Below are 20,456 nucleotides of genomic sequence, written 5' to 3' on the forward strand. Positions count from 1 at the left end.
CTCCATTTCGCAGGTTTTTCCTGCTTTGTACATACTAAAGTGGGAAATCTTTCTGTTTTTTCCCACACACTGCTAAGTATAGCTTAAAAATATTTATAAGTAAAGTGCTATATCGTGAACAAATCATGCAAAATCAAATAAAGAAAGCTGGTTGGATTCGGGCAATCCATCCAAAAGTCCCAGATCTCCCATCAGATCGATGACTGTCTTACTTAATTTGCTTCTCTGTCTTAGATCATCTCTGGAAAGAAATGGTCCCTCTGCCGCCGCCGTAACAAATGCATCGGCTGCCTTGTCTCCCAGCCCATCGATGGTGGACAGAGACGGCATCAGTTTTCCATCAATGATCTGAAACTCATGGGCATTTGCCCGGTAAATATCGATCTTCATGAATTCAAAGCCTCTGGCATACATTTCCTGCACGCTCTTCATATCCTTCAGAGTCTCCTGTTCCTTCTGTGACAGGGTATCGCTCCTGCGCTTGTAGTCATCCATATAACGCTCCAGCCGCTCTCGTCCCTGGCACATAAGCTCATAGTTAAACGCATCCGCACGAATGGAAAAATATGCCGCATAATAGGCCAGCGGATAATTGATCTTGCACCAGGCGATGCGCCATGCCATCATAACATAGGCTGCCGCATGTGCTTTCGGGAACATGTACTTGATCTTCTCACAAGACCAGATATACCAGTCCGGCACATTGTGGGCGATCATCTCTTCCTTCCATTTCGGCCAGTTATCACATTTTCCTTTCGCAACCGTACCCTTACGGACTGCCTCCATGATCTTGAAGGACATCTCACTCTCCAGCCCCATACCGATCAGATAGGTCATAATATCATCTCGAGTACAGATGGCCGTGGAAATGGTTGCTTTCCCTTCCTGGATCAAGGTCTGTGCATTACCCAGCCATACGTCTGTTCCATGTGCCAGACCTGCAATCCTGACCAGATCGGAGAAATGAGTTGGATGAGTATCAATAAGCATCTGCATAGCGAACTCTGTACCGAACTCCGGGATTCCAAGGGAACCCAGCCTTGTGCCGCCGATATCCTCCGGCTTCACACCCAGCGCCTCTGTACTCTGGAACAGACTCATCACCTGCGGATCATCCAGCGGAATCGTGGTGGCATCCACACCTGTCAGGTCCTCCAGCATACGGATCATAGTCGGATCATCGTGTCCAAGAATATCCAGCTTCAACAGGTTGTGATCGATGGAATGATAATCAAAATGGGTAGTTACAATATCCGTGGTCATATCATTTGCCGGATGCTGTACCGGTGTAAAGGAATAGATGGTCTCTCCCAGCGGAAGAACGATGATACCGCCCGGATGCTGTCCGGTGGTCCGGCGCACTCCGGTACACCCCATAACGATCCGGTCGATCTCGCAGTTCCGTTTGCTGGTTCCCCGTTCTTCATAGTATTTTTTTACATATCCAAATGCAGTCTTGTCTGCCAGTGTACCAATAGTCCCTGCACGGAAGGTCTGACCTGCGCCGAAGATAACCTCCGTATATTTATGCGCCTTGGACTGGTAATCACCGGAGAAATTCAGGTCGATATCCGGCTCCTTGTTTCCCTTGAAACCAAGGAACGTCTCGAACGGAATATCAAATCCTTCCTTATTTAACTTGTGCCCGCACTTGGGACAGTCCTTATCCGGCATATCGCAGCCCGCCATACCGGCAAATTTCCGCACATCTTCCGAATCAAAGTCACTGTAATGACACGCCGGGCAGATATAATGAGGCCGCAGCGGATTTACTTCAGTGATTCCTGCCATGGTCGCTACAAAAGAAGATCCTACAGAGCCTCGGGATCCTACCAGATAGCCGTCATCATTGGACTTCCACACCAGCTTCTGGGCGATAATATACATAACGGCGAATCCATTACCAATGATAGACTTCAGTTCTCGCTCCAGACGCTCGGTTACCACCTCCGGCAGATCATCTCCGTAGATCTCATGCGCTTTATTGTAACAGATCTCACGCAAGGTCTTATCGGAATCCGGAATGACCGGCGGACATTTATCCGGACGCACCGGTGACAGATGTTCACACATATCAGCAATCATATTGGTGTTGGTGATGACCACCTCTTCCGCTTTCTCCGTTCCTAAAAATGCAAATTCCTCCAGCATTTCCTCTGTGGTCCGCAGGAACAGCGGGGCCTGTTCGTCCGCATCGGAGAAGCCTTTTCCTGCCATGATGATCCGTCGGTAGATCTCGTCCTGCGGGTCGATAAAATGCACATCACAGGTGGCAACAACAGGCTTGTGGAACTCTTCCCCCAGCCGGACGATCTTTCGTACATTTTCCCGAAGGTCTTCCTCTGAGTTCACTGGATTCTTGGAATCCCTCAGCATAAACGCATTATTTCCAAGAGGCTGGATCTCCAGATAATCATAGAATTCCACGATCCGTGCGACCTCCTGATCTGGCGCGCCTCTGAGGATCGCCTGATAAAGCTCTCCCGCCTCACAGGCAGAACCCACAATCAGACCTTCCCGGTACTGATTGAGCTCACTCTTGGGAATACGTGGTCTTCTGGCAAAATGATTCAGATGGGACAAAGAGACCAGCCGGTACAGATTCACCCGGCCAATATCATTTTTCGCCAGAATGATCACATGATAAGTAGGCATCTTGCGGATGGCACTCTCATTGGATTTTCCCATCTCGTTGACCTGATCAAGATCAAAGGCATCCTTATCTTTGAACATCTGAATAAATTTCACGAAGATCTCTGCGGTACAGGCCGCATCGTCCACCGCCCGGTGATGATGATCCAGGGAAATGTTCAGTGCTTTTGCCACGGTATCCAGCTTGAATTTATTGAGGGCAGGCAGCAGGATACGCGCCATGGCAACGGTGTCTCCCACCGTGAAATCTGTGTCGATTCCCATGCGCCTGCAGTTTTCCTGGATGAATCCTGCATCAAAAGAAGCATTGTGGGCGATCAGCACACAGCCTTCACAGAACTCCAGGAATTTCGGCAAAATATCTTCGATCACCGGCGCATCAATGACCATCTCATCGCTGATACTGGTGAGCTGTTCGATTTCAAATGGAATGGGCTCCCTTGGGTTTACAAAGGTGCTGAACCGATCCACGATCTTACCTTCAATGACTTTGACTGCACCGATCTCAATGATCCGGTTGTTGACCGCCGACAGACCGGTGGTCTCCAAGTCAAACACCACATATGCACCGTCCATGCTCTGACCTTTGGAGTTTTCCACAACTTCCTTCAGGTCATCCACCAGATATCCTTCCACTCCATAGATGACCTTAAAGTCCTCATCCTTGGAAATGGTATGGCTGGCCTCGGTAAATGCCTGCACGCAGCCATGATCTGTGATCGCCAGTGCCGGCATTCCCCAGGATTTTGCACGGTTCAGAAGGACAGCTGCATCGGTCACTCCATCCATATCGCTCATCTTCGTATGGCAATGCAGTTCCACTCGCTTCTTATAAGAATAGTCCATGCGATGAGTGGTAAAATCTGCAATCTTTTTGATTCCCACCACGGAGCTGATGGTCAGCTCATGGTCAAACCGGTCAAGAGTCGTCATACCCTTTAATTTCACAAAGGCTCCGGCCTTGATCTTGCCCCTGATATCCTCCAGGAACTCATTTTTCACAAACATTTTCACATGAATGGTATCGGTAAAATCGGACAACGTCATTGTAATGATCGTACGCTCTCCACGGATCTCCCGTTCTTCCACATTGAAGATCTTGCCTTTGACAGTGACTTCTCCCATCTCTTCCTGCACCTGTTCCAGCGGGATCGGTTCATCTTCAAAATCTCTTCCATAGAGTACATCCGGGTTATCGCTTCTGCGGTAGCTTCCGCCAGAACCGAAGGATCCTCCCTTGCGGCCTCCGCCAAAGCCTCCACCATTGCCGGAAGAGCCGCCCTTCTGTCCGCCACCAGCTTCTGCAGCCGGTGCGCTCTTTCCTGCTGCGGCTGCTTCCGCCTTCTTCTCTTCTCTGGCAGCTTTTGCCTCTGCCTTCGCTTCTGCTTTGGCGGCCTTCTCTTTCCGCAGATTCTCACTTAAGAAGCTGATCCTCTGCTGCAGCTCTGCCTCGCTCTTCTCCATGGAGATGCTTTCCTTCGGCTCCCGATATTCCACATCAACCTTTACCCGAAAGCCACAACGCTCGTTGAATACCCGGTCCAGAATGCGGATAATATCCTCCACTGCATCTTTGTCATAGACCTTACTGGAGATACCTACCAGCACATTTTCTTCATCAGGAAATTCCACGGCTGCATTTTTCAAAATGCTTCGTTTATATGGACTGTACGCTTCCAGTTCCGTCAGAACACTGTCCTCATACAGAGACCATAACTTCTGCGGTGTATACTGACTGGAGAGCTGAAACTTTTCAAAGATCAGCACCTGTACTTTCCGATATCCGAAAATCTGTCTCTGAATCTGTTTTGCCAAGTGAAAAAGCTGATTTTTTGCAATCAGCTTTTTACTCGTAATATAGACCCGCAGCACATCCTGAGAAGGAGATGTGGACACTCGTGTCACCACCACCTGCTCGAACAATGCCCGTGTCTGGTTATCTACTTCCAGTGTGCGAAATACCTCAAAAAACGGTTTTTCAGTCATTCCAGTTCTCCAGTTCATGCCGGAGTGCATCAAGGAGCTGATCTTCCGGCAACTTCTGTACGATCTCGCCATGCTTGATCAGAAGACCGATGCCGTCTCCCCCGGCAATTCCGATGTCTGCTTCCTTTGCCTCTCCAGGTCCGTTTACCACACATCCCATAACAGCCACCTTAATATCCAGTGGGAAGCCGGATACCATGGTCTCTACTTTATTTGCCAGACCGATCAGATCGATCTTCGTACGTCCACAGGTCGGACAGGATACCACCTCGATCCCGCCTTTGCGAAGTCCAAGAGTACGAAGGATCAGTTTTGCGGATTTGATCTCTTCAACTGGATCCCCAGTCAGGGAGACACGGATCGTATCACCGATCCCCTGGCTTAAGATGATGCCAAGACCCACAGCAGATTTGATATTTCCGGAAAACAGAGTCCCTGCTTCGGTAATGCCTACATGAAGTGGATGATCGGTCTTGTCTGCGATAAGCTGATGCGCCTTCGCACACATCATAACATCTGAAGATTTAATGCTGATGACCAGATTGTCATAGCCCAGGTCCTCAATGATCTTTACTTTATCAAGCGCACTTTCCACAATGCCTTCTGCAGTCACACCATGGTATTTCTCCACAAGCTCTTTTTCCAGAGAACCGCTGTTCACCCCCACACGGATAGGGATATTGCGCTCCCTTGCAGTGTCTACCACTGCTTTGATCCGGTCAAGACTTCCGATATTTCCTGGATTGATGCGGATCTTGTCTGCTCCATTTTCCATGGCTGCAATGGCCATCTTATAGTCAAAATGAATGTCTGCCACCAACGGAATGGTGATCTGCTTTTTGATCTCCTTGATCGCCTCTGCCGCCTCCTTGGTGGGTACGGTACAACGGATGATCTCACAACCTGCTTCCGTCAGTCTGTGGATCTGCTCTACCGTCGCTTTTACATCTTCTGTTCTTGTATTTGTCATAGACTGGATCAGGATCGGATTCCCTCCGCCAATGACCCGGTCTCCAATCTTCACTACTTTTGTATGATCTCGATACATCTTAAACTTCTCCTTCCCTTATCATTTTTATAAATGAGCTTCCCTGGCTTCATCCAGGCGCTTCTGAATACTGTATTTATTAACGCTTAGCACCAGCCCGATCTCCATCAGCAAAAATACGGATGCAGAACCTCCGTAACTGAAGAATGGCAAGGTAACTCCTGTAGTCGGAAACAGCCCTGTCACGACCAGCAGGTTCAGGATCACCTGCAGTGCAATGTGAGAAAATACACCAATAGTGAGCATTCTTCCCAGCATATCCTCTGCAGTCTGTGAAATGATATAGATCCGGTACAGCAAAAAAATGAACAGTAAGATTACCAGACCTGCGCCGAAGATTCCCAGCTCCTCGCAGATAATGGAAAATATGTAATCATTGTAAGGTTCCGGGATCTTACCCAGCTTCTGGATACTGTTTCCCAGGCCCTTGCCCCATAATCCACCGCTTCCGATGGCATAGAGTCCCTGCAGCGCCTGCATGGCTTTTCCGGTCTCATATTCATAAGGATCCAGCCATGCGCGGATACGCTCAAAACGGAAGCTCTCTGCTGCCTGTGCCGGGTCCATGCTGGCCACATAGTAGACAATGGCCGTCACTCCAATGCCGACAATCAGAATCGCCACAATGAATTTCCAGTATTCCGGATGTACCACAAACATCATAAATGCTGCTGTCCCCAGAATGATCACAGCAGAACTCATGTTATCGCTGACTTTCCAGATCAGCACTGCAATAATGCCTGCTGGAATCATGATCTTGATCATGGACAGCCAGCTCTTGATATGTCTCCCTTTTGCCGTCAGCAATGTTGCCATAAAGACGATCATCAATATTTTGACAGGCTCTGCCACCTGTACCTGTACTGGTCCCAGCTGTACCCACCTGGTCGCCTCATTTGCCGTAATTGCCAATGGCGTGAACAACAACGCCACGAACCCAAAGCAGGCAAGATAGCCCACACCTGCAAACCGGCAGATCAAGTGATAGTTAACGCCAGCCACCATCAGCATGGCCAACACTCCCACCATACTGAATACCACCTGTCGTTTCAGGAAGTACATGGAATCGTTGTTAAAAGCAGAACTCATTCCTGCTTTATAATAACTGGCACTATAGATCATGATAAAGCCAAATACCATGATAAAAAAAAGCACAACCAGAAGGTTCGTATCCATCCCTAACGGGCCGAACTGAAAGATCCGGTTCCTTCTTTTACGAGCCATCTATCAGGCCTCCCGTCTCTCATACCGGCAAAAACGGAATTCCAGATCAAAATAAGTCTTCTCTTCACTTTCACCGGTCAGTACCCAGGCCGGATCCTCTTCCAGATTCGGGAACCAGGCATCTGCATCATAGACATGATCCGTTCTTGTCACATGTGCCACGTCACAGTACGGAAGAAATTCCTTATAAATAGAATCTCCGCCGATGATATACACGTCTTCGCTGTTATATTTTTTCAGTTCTTCCAGAACTTCCTCTACGGAGTGGCAGATAATGGCACCCTTCACCTGATAGTTGGGATTTCTGGTCAGAATAATGTTCGTACGGTTCTTAAGCGGCTGTCCACCCGGGAAGGTATCCAGTGTCTTTCTTCCCAGCACCACTACTTTTCCGGTAGTCTCAGAACGGAAGAATTTCATATCCTCCGGTATGCTCACTAAAAGTTTTCCTCTATAGCCAATGGCCCAGTTACTGTCCACATTTACGATCAGATTCATCTTTTATCCTCCTGAATTTCTCTTTGTTATGCTGCGGTTATTATACTGCGATCGGAATGTTTTTCACCTGCGGTCCTGCCTGATAGTCTTCCACGATCAGATCCGCAGTAGTAAATGCATAAAAATCTTTAACTTCCGGGTTCAGGGATACCTTTGGCGCCGGGTAAGTCTCTCTGCCTATCAGCTCTTTTACCACATCCACGTGGCGGTCATAAATATGTGCGTCCGCAATCACATGAAGCAGTTCGCCCGGAATCATATTGCAGGACTGTGCCACCATCATAAGCAGGATCGCATACTGACATACGTTCCAGTTATTTGCTGCCAGCACATCCTGAGAGCGCTGGTTCAACACCATATTTAAGGTAAGCCTGTCCTCTCCCGGTGTCTGTGTCACATTCCATGTGGTGCTGTAGGCACAGGGATACAGATGCATCTCACTTAAGTCCGCATGCACATAGGTGTTCGTCATGATCCGGCGGCTGAACGGATTATTTTTCAGATCATACAGGACCCGGTCCATCTGATCAAACATGCCTTCTTTGTATTTGCTCTTTACGCCGATCTGATAGCCATAAGCTTTTCCGATGGAACCGGTCTCATCTGCCCACTCATCCCATACATGGCTGTTCAGGTCATGAATATTAGCTGATTTTTTCTGATAGATCCACAGGATCTCATCCATACAGCTCTTCAGTGCTGTCTTTCTCAGTGTGATCGCCGGAAATTCCTTTCTCAGGTCATAACGGTTCACTACTCCGAATCGTTTGATTGTATATGCAAAGCTTCCGTCTTCCCATTTAGGACGAACCTTTTCTCCTTCCGTACTGGTCCCATGTTCCAGAATATCGTGACACATATTGATAAAAAGCTGGTCTGCGTAACTCATGGATCGTGATCCTCTCTTTCTTCTATGACAGTTAAGTACAATTATATCGCATCCCCCGGAGGCTTGCAAGAGTTGTCGTTTGGAGTATGAGAGAGGGAGAGGCACTGGTTGCTGACAGTTGTGCAGAGGGACCGCTTCCGCTAAGTCCTCGTCCAATGGTACTAACCTTCGACTATCGCCAAAGGCTCAGTCTCAGGAAGTACCAGGACTGCGGGACGTCCCCTGCACAATCTGTCAGCAACCACCCCTCCCTCTCTCATTTACAAATCTTCGCCACGCATGAATTGTCCAAAGTCTTTCACCTGACTTTTAAAGGAGGAAAAATCCGGCAGGGCTTTGACACGATATGCGCAGGAGCGGTGCAGGCACAGACAGATTGTAAAGGGGACGTCCGCAGTCCCGGTACTTCCTGAAATCAAGCGGGAAGCGCAGATTGAAGGTTAGTACCGCTGGATCGAGGACCTAGCGAGAGCGGTCCCTCTGAACAACTGTCTGTGCCTGGCATCGCTCCTGCTCACAATAAAAAAGGAGCCCTGCCACGCAGATGTTTCATCTACAAGGCAGGGTTCCATATTCTCAGGAGACTTACTCTCCCAGCACTTCTTTCATAAATTGCGCGATATATTCTGCCAGTGCCATACGGACATTGCACATGCAATGATTGCAGTCGAAAGTGATCTGCTTCTGCACAGCCACTGTATCGTGTTCTTTCAGGCGGTTCCACAAAGGCATTATCATATGTTTGCCAGGTGCGATATCATCTCCACCTCCAACTACGATACACATATTCCGATCCTTCACATCTTCAAAGGCATCTGCAAAGCAATACGCTTCTTTATGTGCATCCGCATCCTTGTAGATGGCTTCCAATCCGTCACTTTGAAGAACACTTCCTTCCTCTATCAGTCCCCGGAACCGTTCCCCCTGCCCATGAAGCAGATAATAGGAAGGATCATAGGGGGTCATCAGGATGATTCCTTTTACCCACTGCAGACGTCTGCCGCTCTGAAGTGCGGTATTGCCGCCCATACTATGTCCGCACAGGAAAATGCTGTCAGGATCGATCTTCCATTTTTCACAGATTTCAGGACTTCTACAGTATCAGCAACCCTAATTTTCGATTTCCTTAAATTTTTTCGACCATATTCGATCTTATTTTTCCAGTTCAGAGGTACAGAACGGGCAGCGGATCGCACTTTTGTGTTGTTCTCCTCGTAATATTTTTATCGATTTACCGAATATGCCATCCGGCGGTATGCATGTCTGGCTCCACGGATCGCTTTGGAATAAGCCAGAATGTTTTCCGGCAGTGCCATGCCGGTGTAGCCGGAATCTCCCAGATGATGGATATCTGTTCCTGCCATCTTGCACATAAGAGCGATCTGGCGGATGGTCTCCGTATCAGCTCCCTCCTGAGAGGTTCCGATAGAAGTCATGGTCAGCACGCCTCTGCTGTGGGCTTCTTTGACCAGGCTTCTTACATATTCCATGGTGATACCTGGAACTGTACCAGGAGCCGGGAACAGGACAATATCTGCCCCTGCGCCGATAAATTCTTCCACATCCCGCGCTGTGATAATATGCTCGCCAGCCTCCGACGGAATTCCCGATGCATGCATCTTGCCTGCTGCCAGGATCACCTTATCTCCCACTGCCGCTTTCAGCCGACGCAAAGTGTCAGTAATCGCTCCGTTAGAGACGCCGTTACCGGGATTTCCGGTAAGAAGGATCATGTCCACACCCATCTCACAGGCTTTCACTGCATTTTCCACTGTCGCCCGGCGTCCCGGTGACATTTTCCACATATTATCCGGATCTTCTCCACCGGCATTATCCTCCACCGGTTCCAGATTGATGCCAACCATGCGGCCCGTCAATCGCTTCAGTTCCCGGACACAGTCTTCCGGCTTCACCTTTGGCAGACCCTGGATCACCGGATTCTGCACATCAAAGATGTTGAGCAGTAGAATGTCTGCTCCCATGGATGCCGTAAACTCCGCATTGGTAATATTTCCAAGCATAGGCAGCACGGTTCCGATGCTCTCACAGGCGATCACTCGCCCCTCGCTTCCACTGATACTAGACAGCCAGTCCTCTTTTTTGAAGGTCACAAAATCTGATGTGACACAATCCAACATTCTCTTTGCCATAGTTACCCCTTTCTCTCCCTGCTCTTTGCCTCTTCCCAGATGGTGCACGCTGCACTGTTGGGACATTTCTCCGGATTGCAGTCAAATTCCGTCAACGTCACGCTTCCATCATCCCCCTGCTCATATTCACAGCAGATGGTCCGCGTCTCGTTGCTGGTCCGGCAGAAACCGCTGATAAATTCTTCCAGGATCTCACCCATACTTTTTCCTCCTGTTCCATAGTTCCTCTTTTCTGTATATACTATACCATGAAACCATGTTACAATGAACAGGCAATCCCGAAAAAAAGAAAGGCAATTTTTATCTATGGAACATCTTTTTTATTATTATCTGATCGTGATCAATGTTCTCGCATTTGCGCTGATGGGCATTGACAAGTCCAAGGCAAAACGGCATCTGTGGCGGATTCCGGAGAAGACTTTATTCCTGTCCGCACTACTTGGAGGCGGCGCTGGAGCCATTATCGGCATGTACTTTTTCCATCACAAGACCCGTCACTGGTACTTTGTGATCGGCATGCCAATGATCTTAATCGCAGAAGTTGCTATTTATTTGTATTTTATCCGCTGAATCGCTTGAAAAAAGCAGTGGTATCTATTATTATCATTACTAAGAATACATAATTTTCATAAGGAAGACTAATAAAATGGATATCAACTACGAACTCTATAAGGTATTTTACTATGTGGCGATCTCACTGAGCTTTTCGGAGGCGTCCAAAAAATTATACATTTCCCAGTCTGCAGTCAGCCAGTCTATCAAAGTACTGGAGAAAAAGCTGAATCAGCCTCTGTTCATCCGAAGCACCAAAAAGGTGCAGCTGACTCCGGAAGGCGAGACTCTGCTCCGTCATGTGGAACCAGCCATGAACCTGATCCGCAGAGGGGAAGCACAGATCCTGGAGGCAAATACTCTGGGTGGCGGGCAGCTCCGTATCGGTGCATCCGACACCATCTGCCGCTATTTTCTGGTGCCCTACTTAAGCCGTTTCCACAAGGAATACCCGAACATTCACATCAAAGTAACCAACCAGACTTCCATTGGATGTGTGGATCTTCTGGAAAATGGCAGCGTGGATCTGATCTTTACCAATTATCCCAATTCCCGGCTTGGGAACGGAAAACAGGTACAACATATCAAGGATTTTCAGGACTGCTTTATTGCCAGCCGTAAATACTATGGCGAACTGGAACATCAGCCTTTATCTTTCAAGGAACTTTTAAATTATCCGATCCTGATGCTGGACCGGAACAGCACCACGAGCGAATTTCTTCATGCCCTGTTCCAACAGCATCAGCTGGATCTTGTCCCTGAGATCGAACTAAGTTCCAATGACCTGTTGCTAGACCTGGCAGATATCGGTCTTGGCATTGCCTTTGTTCCGGACTTCTGCCTGGCGAGGGCTGGCGGCGATCTGTTCCAGATCCCCTTAAAAGCAACATTGCCGACCAGACAGCTTGCACTGGCTTACAGTGACAAGATGCCGATCAGCAACGCAGCCAAACAGTTTATTCAATATTTCAGCCAGAATTCCTGAAGCTGTCCTGCCAGCGAATCCACCTGACAATAAGCGTGCTGTTCCCATTCTCTCGGGAACAGCCGCTGATATGAGATCGTGGCAAACCGATCATCCATCAAAAGGATCATTCCTCTGTCCGCTTCTGTCCGGATCACTCTCCCCGCCGCCTGCAGTACCTTATTCATCCCCGGATACTGATAAGCATAGGCAAATCCATCCATTCCTTTTTTGTCAAAATATTCTTTCACGATCTCCCGTTCTCTGCACACCTGCGGCAAACCAGTTCCAATGATCAGTGCACCGATCAGCCGGTCCTCTGTCAGATCGATTCCTTCTGAGAAAATACCTCCCATAACACAAAATCCAACCAGAGAATGGTTTCGTTCTTTTTCAAATTCTTTCAGAAATGCTTCCCTTTCTTCTTCCGCCATACCTGATTCCTGTCGGATACATTCCATATCTTCATAAGCCACGCAGCGATCTGCTACCTGTTCCATCACCTGATAGGAAGGGGCAAACACCAGATAATTGCCAGTTTTCACCGTGACTGTCTCGTGAATATACCGGGCCATCCGCTCATATTCCGGCGCTCCTCGCCTGGAATACCGGCTGCTCACATCCGTTCCTACCAGCAGTAAGCGATTGGCAGGGTCAAAGGGGGACTTAGCATAGACCGCATAATCCTCCAGGTTTCCAGTGAGCAGATCCTTATAATAATTGACCGGCAGAAGGGTTGCCGAGAAAAAGATAGTTGCCGTGCCGCAGTCCAGACACTGGCACAGATTTTCCGCCGGGCGCACGCAGAACAGATGTAACCAAAAGTGTCCTTCTTCCGAAAAGTCTGTATAGATCACATAATTGTCATCCAGCCGATCACAGATTCCCAGAAAGTTCCATACTGAAAAATAGAACTCCATGACCTGTTCCCGGATCTCTTCCGGCACCGGCTGCTCCAGATATTTATCCAGTTCTGCGCTGAGTCTTTGCAGCTGCAGTTCAAAGCCACCAACCTGAGGCAATATCTGAAATCCACTCTCGCATTCCCTCTTCAAGGTTAAGAGATATCGATTACAGCCATCCAGTGCTTTGGTAAGTCCTTCCCGTTTTCCACGCAGCAGCCTTTTCATCTGCAGAAATGCTTCCTTCTCCAGCGAAACACTGTACATCTCTCTGCCACGCTCCACCAGGTTATGCGCCTCATCAATCAGGAACAGATAATCTTCCCTTACACCATCTGCAAAAAAGCGTTTTAAGCTGACATTGGGATCAAAGACATAATTATAATCGCAGATCAGTGTGTCCACCCAGACTGCCAGATCCAGACTCAGCTCGAACGGACAGACCTTGTATCTTTCCGCTGACTCAAGAATCACCTCTCTGGTACAGGCATCCGGTCCCGTAGTCCATAATTCATAGACCGCCTGATTGATCCGGTCAAAATGTCCCTTTGCTCTTGGACAGTGATCCGGGTCGCATTCTGGCTTTTCACAGACACATAATTTCTCCTTTGCAGTCAGAACCACTGTCTTAAGTTCCATGCCCTGCTGCCGCAGCAGATCCAATGCGTCCACCGCCACTGTCCGCGTGATCGTTCTCGCTGTCAGATAAAAGATGCGGCTCGCCAGCCCTTCTCCCATAGCTTTCAGTGCCGGAAACAGAACCGAAAGTGTCTTTCCCACACCCGTCGGAGCCTGGATAAACAGCCTCTTCTTTCTTGCGATTGTCCGGTAGACACTGACTGCCAGATCCTTCTGCCCTTCCCTATAATCAAAGGGAAAGATCAGCTTCTTCAGACTCTCTGCACGTCGTTCCTGCCATAGGGATTCAAAGGACACCCATTTCCCATATTCTGCCATAAGATCCCGGAACCATCCGGAAAGCTCTTCCATCGTATAAGTCTCTTCAAAATAGCGCAGTTCCTCCGTCTCCAGATCCGCATAGATCATCCGGACTCCCATACGCATCTGCCCACGCTGCTGTCCGTAAATATAGGCATAACACTTTGCCTGTGCCAGATGAACCTCCACCGGTGCTTCCATCCGGGACAGATCCCGATAAGTTCCTTTGATTTCATCAATCACGATTAATGGCTCTTCTCCCCTCTTATCTGTCCAGATGCCATCGGCACGTCCTTCCACGGACACCGGAATGTCCTCCAGCAGGATCTGATATTTTAATGTCACTTCTGCCTGATAATCGGAACCCATCTGCTTCTGTAATTTTCTGTGAATGCGGCTTCCCGCCTGCATGGCCTGTGCATCCCGCCTCCCGCTGCTCTGGCGTCGGTCCAGATCACCGCTTCGCAGCAAGAATTCCACCAGATCCCGGACGGAGATTCGTTGTGTTGTTCTCACGTGTTGTTACTCCCATTCTTCTTTTTCGCATCTCCTGTCATTATATCATGAAGCATAGCTTCATGATCGACATTCGCCGTTCGCCAAGAGTGAGCAAGCTCCCTCTGGCTCTCTTGCGCTCATTATAACGCAAAAAGAGTCATTGCTCCACTGATTCCTCTCAGTAGTGCAATGACTCCTTTCCGATCTTATGATCTTTTCTTATGCAACTTTATGTTTTTCCAGAAAGCTGTCAAAGTCGCTGTTCTCGCCATGACATTTAACAATCAGGATCTGACCCAGATCCATACTGAGCACACCCAGAATGGATTTTGCATCAACAAGAAAACGATTGTATCTTACATCAATATCAAAATCACATTTTGTTGCAGCTTTAACAAAATCATGCACATCATCCATATTCAGTCTGATCCTTGTCTCTTTCATCTCTTTCACTCCTCAATGACACATCCTTTTATAAATGGTCTTTTTCTGCCTTTTACAGATACATTTTCTTATTTTCACGATTATTATACTCACAGATTTTCCTTTGTCAAATTCGCCCCGGTTCAGATTTTCCTTTTTTTCTTTGTTAAATATGTATAATTTTGTTGCTGATTTTCAGGCAAAATAACCATACTTTTCTATGAGAATGCGTATTCAAGGACTATTCCTGTGATATCTGTTTTTCATGTTCTTGTTTCGTTTCCTTGTTTTGACATTTTTCACAATCTTCACGCAGACTCTCATTCTGAAATTCTTTCATAAAATCCCGGTATTTCAAGGGAATTAACGAAGTTTGCAGCTTTTGATTAACTCTTGCTTCAATCGTAAGGGTCTTAAAAAAGCACTTCCAAAGCTCTCCATATCGGACCTCCTCATGCGACATTTCCGCCTCCAGTACAGATCGCTCATCTACCTCTTCTACCAGGAACCATCCTTTTCCTGCCGGATGAATCACTGCCTTCTGCCTCCTGCGGTCATAGATCATCCAGTTCTCCAGTGGCAGACGATTGGAAAAATGTGGTGCAATCAATGCCAGCACATCTGCCTCCGGATCGATCACTGCCAGCAGCGCACCGGAATCCAGTTCCTGAAACCGGATGATCTCGATATAGCGCATGGCAATATTTCCTGCTTTCCTACCTAGTTCAAACATCCGCTGCATCACAGGATCTCCCAGCATCCCTGTAATCCGGTGTCCATCTTTCAGATGGAGCCCCAGAACGATCATCCGATAAATCAGATCTGCCTTGTCCTTATCTGGGCAGGCTGCTGCCCGTGCAATCATGACAGCGGCGTCTTCTCCCATCCGTTCCCGGATCGTCCGCAATACCTTCCCGGCCTTATCTGTATCCGCCATCACTTCTTCATACTCGCAGAACAGTTCCATGTTGCCCTGGTCCAGAATCGCCAGCCGCACATGGGAATGCCCCAGACGGCTGGCCCATCCATCATATACACCCGTCAGTATCCCTGTCAGACTATCCTCACACTGAAAAACGCGGATCATCAAATAATGACAGCTGCTCATAAGAGGGAACCTTCACCCCCGCAGGCAGCATCTCCTTTCCATCCATAATATTCCGTAAAATATAATCTTCCTGAAGCTTTGTCGGATACATCTGTCTGCCACCGCAGGTGATAAAGTAAATAGCCCGTTTCAACACCACGCCCATCTTCTTTAATGCTGTATAATCAAGACTTCCAAGTCTTCTTGCCTTCACGATCCGGGACGCAGACTTATATCCGATTCCCGGCACTTTCAGAAGCGTCTCATAATCCGCCCTCATGACCTCCACCGGAAACTGCTCCAGATGCCGCAGCGCCCAGTCACACTTGGGATCTACAAACACATTAAAATCCGGCTTGTCTTCCGACAACAGATCCTCTGTACGGAATCCGTAATAACGCAACAGCCAGTCTGCCTGATAAAGCCTGTGTTCCCGCAGAAGTGGCGGCCCCCCAGGCAGGGCTGGCAGGAGACTATCTTCATTTACCCGAATAAAAGCTGAATAGAATACCCTCTTCATCTCGTATCGATCGTACATGTGCTGCGCTACCTTCATGATCTGATAATCACTTTCCCCGGTTGCACCAATAATCATCTGCGTAGACTGTCCTGCTGGTACAAACTTCGGTGCATGACGGTACAGCGCGATCTCATGCTTATTAACCGTCCGCATGGTCTGTACCTGTCGGATCGGTGCCAGCATACCTGCACGCTTCTTCTGAGGTGCCAGTACTCTCAGCCCCTCCGCTGTGGGCAGCTCCAGATTCACACTCATACGATCTGCCAGATATCCCACCTTCTCGATCAGTTCCGGTGATGCTCCCGGAATGGCTTTCACATGAATATATCCCTGAAAATGATACTCGGTTCTCAGCTTATACAGGGTCTGATATAAGAGTTCCATGGTAATATCCGGGCTCTTGACCACACCGGAGCTCAAAAATAATCCTTCAATATAATTTCTCCGATAAAACTGTATCGTCAGCGTGCAGATCTCTTCCGGTGTAAAAGTTGTCCGCGGCACATCGTTGCTTCTCCGGTTGATGCAGTATTTGCAATCGTAGATGCATTCATTGGTCATCAATATTTTCAATAGAGAGATACATCTGCCATCTCCGGCAAAGGTATGGCAGATCCCTGCTTTCAGGCAGTTGCCGATCCCGGTACCATCATTGGATCTGTCTACCCCGCTGGATGTGCAGGCCACATCATATTTTGCCGCATCTGCCAGAATTGCAAGCTTCTGCATCATATCCATGGGCTGTTCTATCTGGTAATTCATAGTTCGCCTCCAATTTTGTTGCTTTCAAGAAAAAGAACGTATGTTTGCTCTTATTGTAGCAAACATACGTTCTTTTGTAAAGTATCATCTATCAAGATCCAGTATTTTCTAATTCATTACTTTCTCTGCCAGTTCCTGTGCTCCGCGTTCTTTCATCAATTCACATACCCGATCCAGTGTTGGCAGAGACGGCATGGCTCCCATGCCGGATACGGTGATCGCCGCCGTATAAGCTGCCATCTGAAGTGCCTCTTTCTCCGAAAGACCACCTGCAATCCCGGTACAGAATGCACCCACAAAGGAATCTCCTGCTGCTGTGGGATCTTTTACCTCCGTCATATGCACACAGGGAATCTGAATCCAATCCCTCTCGTCGCACAGAACTGCACCATTGCTTCCCAATGTGATCATAAGTTTTTTGATTCCTCTGGAACACAGATTCTGAACTACCGCAGCCAGATCCTTCTGATCCACGCCATGTTCGTCTGCTTTCAGTGAAAGTCCGCTCAACAATGCCGCCTCATGTTCATTAGGGGACACATACGTCAGGCAGGATAACAGCTCATCACTGAGCGCTGCGGCCGGAGCAGGATTCAACATCACCGGTACGCCTGCCTCATGGGCGATCCTGGCTGCCGTCGTGATGGTATCCATCCGAAGTTCCAGCTGAAGCATCAGGAGATCATACTCCCTGATCTTTTCTTTCAGCCATTCCAGGTCTTCCGGCATCAGATCATAGTTGGATCCCGGGACCACAAGAATCCGGTTTTGAACACCAGTCTCTTTTACTTCCAGCTGAATATGCCCAACACCACTGAAACTCTTCTCACTGATCCTCACATGAGATACATCCACCCCGGCATCCTTCAGCGCCTGACACATCTCCTGTCCAAATGCATCGGCTCCTACACAACCAACCATCGTCACATCTGCGCCCAGACGCGCACACTGCAATGCCTGATTGGCACCTTTTCCTCCCGGTGCGGTCTGAAAGGAGGTTCCGATCACAGTCTCTCCCAAATTTGGTACCCGGGGTGCCGAAGCGATCAGATCCATCATAAAACTTCCTACTACCAGAATCTTTGCTTTTTTCATCGTGTTTTCAGATACTCCATAAAATTCACTTTATTTTCCATAGCTGTTGTGGTTGGACGCCCCAGATCCTCTCTGGCTCCGATGGCACATTTTACTTCGATCAGACTCAGTGCATTTCGCTTTTTAGCCGCTTTCAGTTCCCGGTCAAGGTCGTCAAAATTATCAACACTCACGGCATAAGGATAACCGCATGCCTCCGCAACAGCCGGAATGTTCATATCTGCTGCTACAGTAGGCATTCCGCCTACCGTCTCATGGGCTCCGTTGTTGATCACTACATGCACCAGATTTTCTGGATGATTGGCTCCCATAACTGCCATAGAACCCATGTGCATCAGCACTGCACCGTCTCCATCAATACACCAAATCTTCATATCTGGCTTCTGTGATGCAATTCCCAGTGCAATGGAAGAACTGTGCCCCATGGAACCAACGGTCAGGAAATCATATTTATGACTCTTTCCGGCGGCTGTCCGAAGCTCGAACAGCTCACGGCTGGCTTTACCTGTCGTGGACACGATGGGATCCTCGCCGGATACTTCCACAATATGACGGATGATCTCTTCTCTGGACATGGTATGATCATTTTTATAAACTACTTTTTCGTCATAGGAAAGAGCGCCTTTTCGGATCACAAATGCCACATCTTTTCCTGCTTCCAGCACTTCCCGGAACTGCTTCATGGTATCTGCCAGTTCTTCTTCTGTGGTATCTTTTCCCACTACAAATGTGCGGATATCCATGTCCTCCAGAAGCTTCACGGTCACTTCACCCTGGTAAATATGCTGGGGTTCATCATGGATGCCAGGTTCTCCTCTCCATCCGACCACAAAGATCACAGGTATTCCGTAAACCTTGTCGTTCAGAAGTGATGCCGCCGGATTGATGATATTTCCCTCACCGGAATTCTGCATATAAACCACCGGCACTTTCCCTGTTGCCAGATGATAACCTGCCGCCAGTGCCGCACAGTTTCCTTCATTGGCTCCGATCACATGATGTTTTGGATCGATCCCATAAGTATTCATCAGATAATTACACAATGCTTTTAACTGAGAATCTGGTACTCCTGTATAAAAATCAGATCCAAGGATCTGTACAAATGATTCAACTTTCATCGTATCTTCCTCTATCTATTATTTTACGCCTGTACGCGAAGGATCTGTCTGTACAGTTCTTCCAGCGTCTCTTCGGTAAGCTGCACCGGATTATTTTTCAGTCTCACCGGATTGACCGAATGTGTCAGAAGATCAAGCTGTCCTGCATTCTGAAGAGTGGGTCTTTCCAGATCAAGAGCTGCAAACCAGTTCTGATATTTCTCAATGGATGCTTCCACACTGTCACATCCGCAGACTTTCGCCAGTTCCTCAAACATAGTCTTCAGATAAGCTTCTCCGCGCGGATCAATGCAGTTCTCCGTATGAGCTGCCATATAGGGCCACAGACTGTCCACAACCAGGGCTACTGCATGTCCATGAGATAAACCATAGAGAGTCGTAATCTTGTATGCCATGGCATGACCGGCAGTGGTCTGGGTCACATTGATGGCCTTTCCTGCAATATTGGCCGCCAGCAGCATCTGTGCATTGCCGTCCTTTTCATTAGCCAGATAGCTGTCTGCGTATTTTAATACCAGCCGGATAGCTTCTGCAGCATCCTCCCGGCTGTCTTCTGTAGAATTCACAGACCAGAATGACTCTGCCGCATGGCAGAACGCATCCAGCATAGTAGCTTTCCGCTGGTACACAGGAAGACTCTCTAAGAGCTCCGGCTCCATCAGTACCCAGCCCGGCACACAGCTTGGATGTGCCACGGATTGCTTATTTCCCTGATAGTAAATCACCGCAAAACGGGTTGCCTCGCTTCCGGTTCCAGCCGTAGTCGGAATCGCCAGCAATGGCAGCGCATTTTCCACGATCTCCTGCTCCAGACAATTCTTTGTCAGATCCATCTCAGAGAAGAGCTTGATGCATTTTGCCACATCCATGGCACTGCCGCCGCCCGCAGCGATGATAAAGTCACAGTGATGCGCACGAAGCGCTTCAATACCAGCCACCACAGACTCATATTTCGGATTGGGCTGAAAATCTGAGAACTCTGTACAGCCCACACCTGCAGTCTTCATCAGCTCCAGAAGCCTTCCGTACAGCTTCTGTTTTCTGAAAGAAGCTCCCAGCACAAATAATACCTGACGAGTGCTGTGCTGCTCAAATACTTCTTTTAGCTGTACCTCCATGGTCGTTGCTTCAATAATTGTCTGCTCCATA

Annotated in this window: 17 protein-coding genes; 2 read left to right on the plus strand and 15 right to left on the minus strand. The window is 48.3% G+C overall.

The genetic code is table 11. The features are described 5' to 3' along the window. Positions 1-123: 123 nt before the first annotated feature. The 8 genes from WMO62_RS04110 to WMO62_RS04145 form a co-directional block, all read right to left on the minus strand. Positions 124-4,638 (minus strand): PolC-type DNA polymerase III, encoded by a 4,515-nt coding sequence (locus WMO62_RS04110; protein WP_349143893.1) that lies wholly within the window; start codon positions 4,636-4,638, stop codon positions 124-126. Next, positions 4,631-5,686, minus strand: coding sequence for a flavodoxin-dependent (E)-4-hydroxy-3-methylbut-2-enyl-diphosphate synthase (gene ispG / locus WMO62_RS04115; RefSeq protein ID WP_117496447.1), 1,056 nt, complete (start codon positions 5,684-5,686; stop codon positions 4,631-4,633). The genes WMO62_RS04110 and ispG overlap by 8 nt, the downstream gene beginning before the upstream one ends. A 27-nt stretch (positions 5,687-5,713) precedes the next feature. Then, positions 5,714-6,910 carry an FtsW/RodA/SpoVE family cell cycle protein gene (locus WMO62_RS04120; RefSeq protein ID WP_349143894.1) on the minus strand — a complete coding sequence of 399 codons (1,197 nt, stop codon included), beginning with the start codon at positions 6,908-6,910 and terminating at the stop codon, positions 5,714-5,716. Positions 6,911-6,913: 3 nt separating this feature from the next. Beyond that, complete coding sequence (locus WMO62_RS04125; RefSeq protein WP_117496445.1) at positions 6,914-7,408, minus strand: dihydrofolate reductase; 495 nt, start codon at positions 7,406-7,408, stop codon at positions 6,914-6,916. Between the two features lie 40 nt (positions 7,409-7,448). Beyond that, complete coding sequence (gene thyA / locus WMO62_RS04130; RefSeq protein ID WP_117496444.1) at positions 7,449-8,297, minus strand: thymidylate synthase; 849 nt, start codon at positions 8,295-8,297, stop codon at positions 7,449-7,451. A gap of 585 nt (positions 8,298-8,882) precedes the next feature. Continuing rightward, the gene (locus tag WMO62_RS04135; protein ID WP_349143895.1) at positions 8,883-9,326 is read right to left on the minus strand and encodes a hypothetical protein; all 444 of its coding nucleotides are present in this window, start codon (positions 9,324-9,326) and stop codon (positions 8,883-8,885) included. Between the two features lie 194 nt (positions 9,327-9,520). Then, a complete protein-coding gene (locus WMO62_RS04140) occupies positions 9,521-10,447 on the minus strand; it encodes a DUF7916 family protein (protein ID WP_349143896.1) in 927 nt (308 codons plus the stop codon). Positions 10,448-10,449: 2 nt separating this feature from the next. Next, positions 10,450-10,647, minus strand: coding sequence for a hypothetical protein (locus WMO62_RS04145; RefSeq protein ID WP_117496440.1), 198 nt, complete (start codon positions 10,645-10,647; stop codon positions 10,450-10,452). Positions 10,648-10,753: 106 nt separating this feature from the next. On the opposite strand from WMO62_RS04145, the gene WMO62_RS04150 reads away from it, so the two are divergent. After that, complete coding sequence (locus tag WMO62_RS04150; RefSeq protein ID WP_147600957.1) at positions 10,754-11,017, plus strand: DUF1294 domain-containing protein; 264 nt, start codon at positions 10,754-10,756, stop codon at positions 11,015-11,017. Between the two features lie 76 nt (positions 11,018-11,093). Beyond that, complete coding sequence (locus WMO62_RS04155) at positions 11,094-11,984, plus strand: LysR family transcriptional regulator (protein WP_118510140.1); 891 nt, start codon at positions 11,094-11,096, stop codon at positions 11,982-11,984. Here the strand turns inward: WMO62_RS04155 and WMO62_RS04160 are convergent. The 7 genes from WMO62_RS04160 to WMO62_RS04190 all read right to left on the minus strand — a co-directional run bounded on the left by WMO62_RS04160 (position 11,960) and on the right by WMO62_RS04190 (position 20,455). Continuing rightward, positions 11,960-14,320: an ATP-dependent DNA helicase gene (locus WMO62_RS04160; protein ID WP_349143897.1), complete on the minus strand. Its 2,361-nt coding sequence runs from the start codon at positions 14,318-14,320 to the stop codon at positions 11,960-11,962. The two genes, WMO62_RS04155 and WMO62_RS04160, sit on opposite strands and share 25 nt — an antisense overlap. A 201-nt stretch (positions 14,321-14,521) precedes the next feature. Continuing rightward, positions 14,522-14,746 (minus strand): HPr family phosphocarrier protein, encoded by a 225-nt coding sequence (locus WMO62_RS04165; protein WP_117496437.1) that lies wholly within the window; start codon positions 14,744-14,746, stop codon positions 14,522-14,524. A 220-nt stretch (positions 14,747-14,966) separates the two neighbouring features. Further along, positions 14,967-15,833, minus strand: a complete 867-nt coding sequence (locus tag WMO62_RS04170) for a TIGR03915 family putative DNA repair protein (RefSeq protein ID WP_349143898.1) — start codon at positions 15,831-15,833, stop codon at positions 14,967-14,969. Next, on the minus strand, positions 15,790-17,094 hold the full coding sequence (locus WMO62_RS04175) for a putative DNA modification/repair radical SAM protein (RefSeq protein ID WP_349143899.1): 1,305 nt from the start codon (positions 17,092-17,094) through the stop codon (positions 15,790-15,792). Before WMO62_RS04175 ends, WMO62_RS04170 begins: the two co-directional genes overlap by 44 nt. Before the next feature lie 108 nt (positions 17,095-17,202). Further along, positions 17,203-18,189, minus strand: coding sequence for a ribokinase (locus WMO62_RS04180; RefSeq protein WP_349143900.1), 987 nt, complete (start codon positions 18,187-18,189; stop codon positions 17,203-17,205). Continuing rightward, complete coding sequence (aepY, locus tag WMO62_RS04185) at positions 18,186-19,307, minus strand: phosphonopyruvate decarboxylase (protein WP_349143901.1); 1,122 nt, start codon at positions 19,305-19,307, stop codon at positions 18,186-18,188. Before aepY ends, WMO62_RS04180 begins: the two co-directional genes overlap by 4 nt. 23 nt (positions 19,308-19,330) lie before the next feature. Next, complete coding sequence (locus WMO62_RS04190; protein WP_349143902.1) at positions 19,331-20,455, minus strand: phosphonoacetaldehyde reductase; 1,125 nt, start codon at positions 20,453-20,455, stop codon at positions 19,331-19,333. Position 20,456 lies beyond the last annotated feature (1 nt).

It is taken from the genome of Hominiventricola aquisgranensis, assembly GCF_040096225.1.
Classification (GTDB): Bacteria; Bacillota; Clostridia; order Lachnospirales; family Lachnospiraceae; genus Hominiventricola; species Hominiventricola aquisgranensis.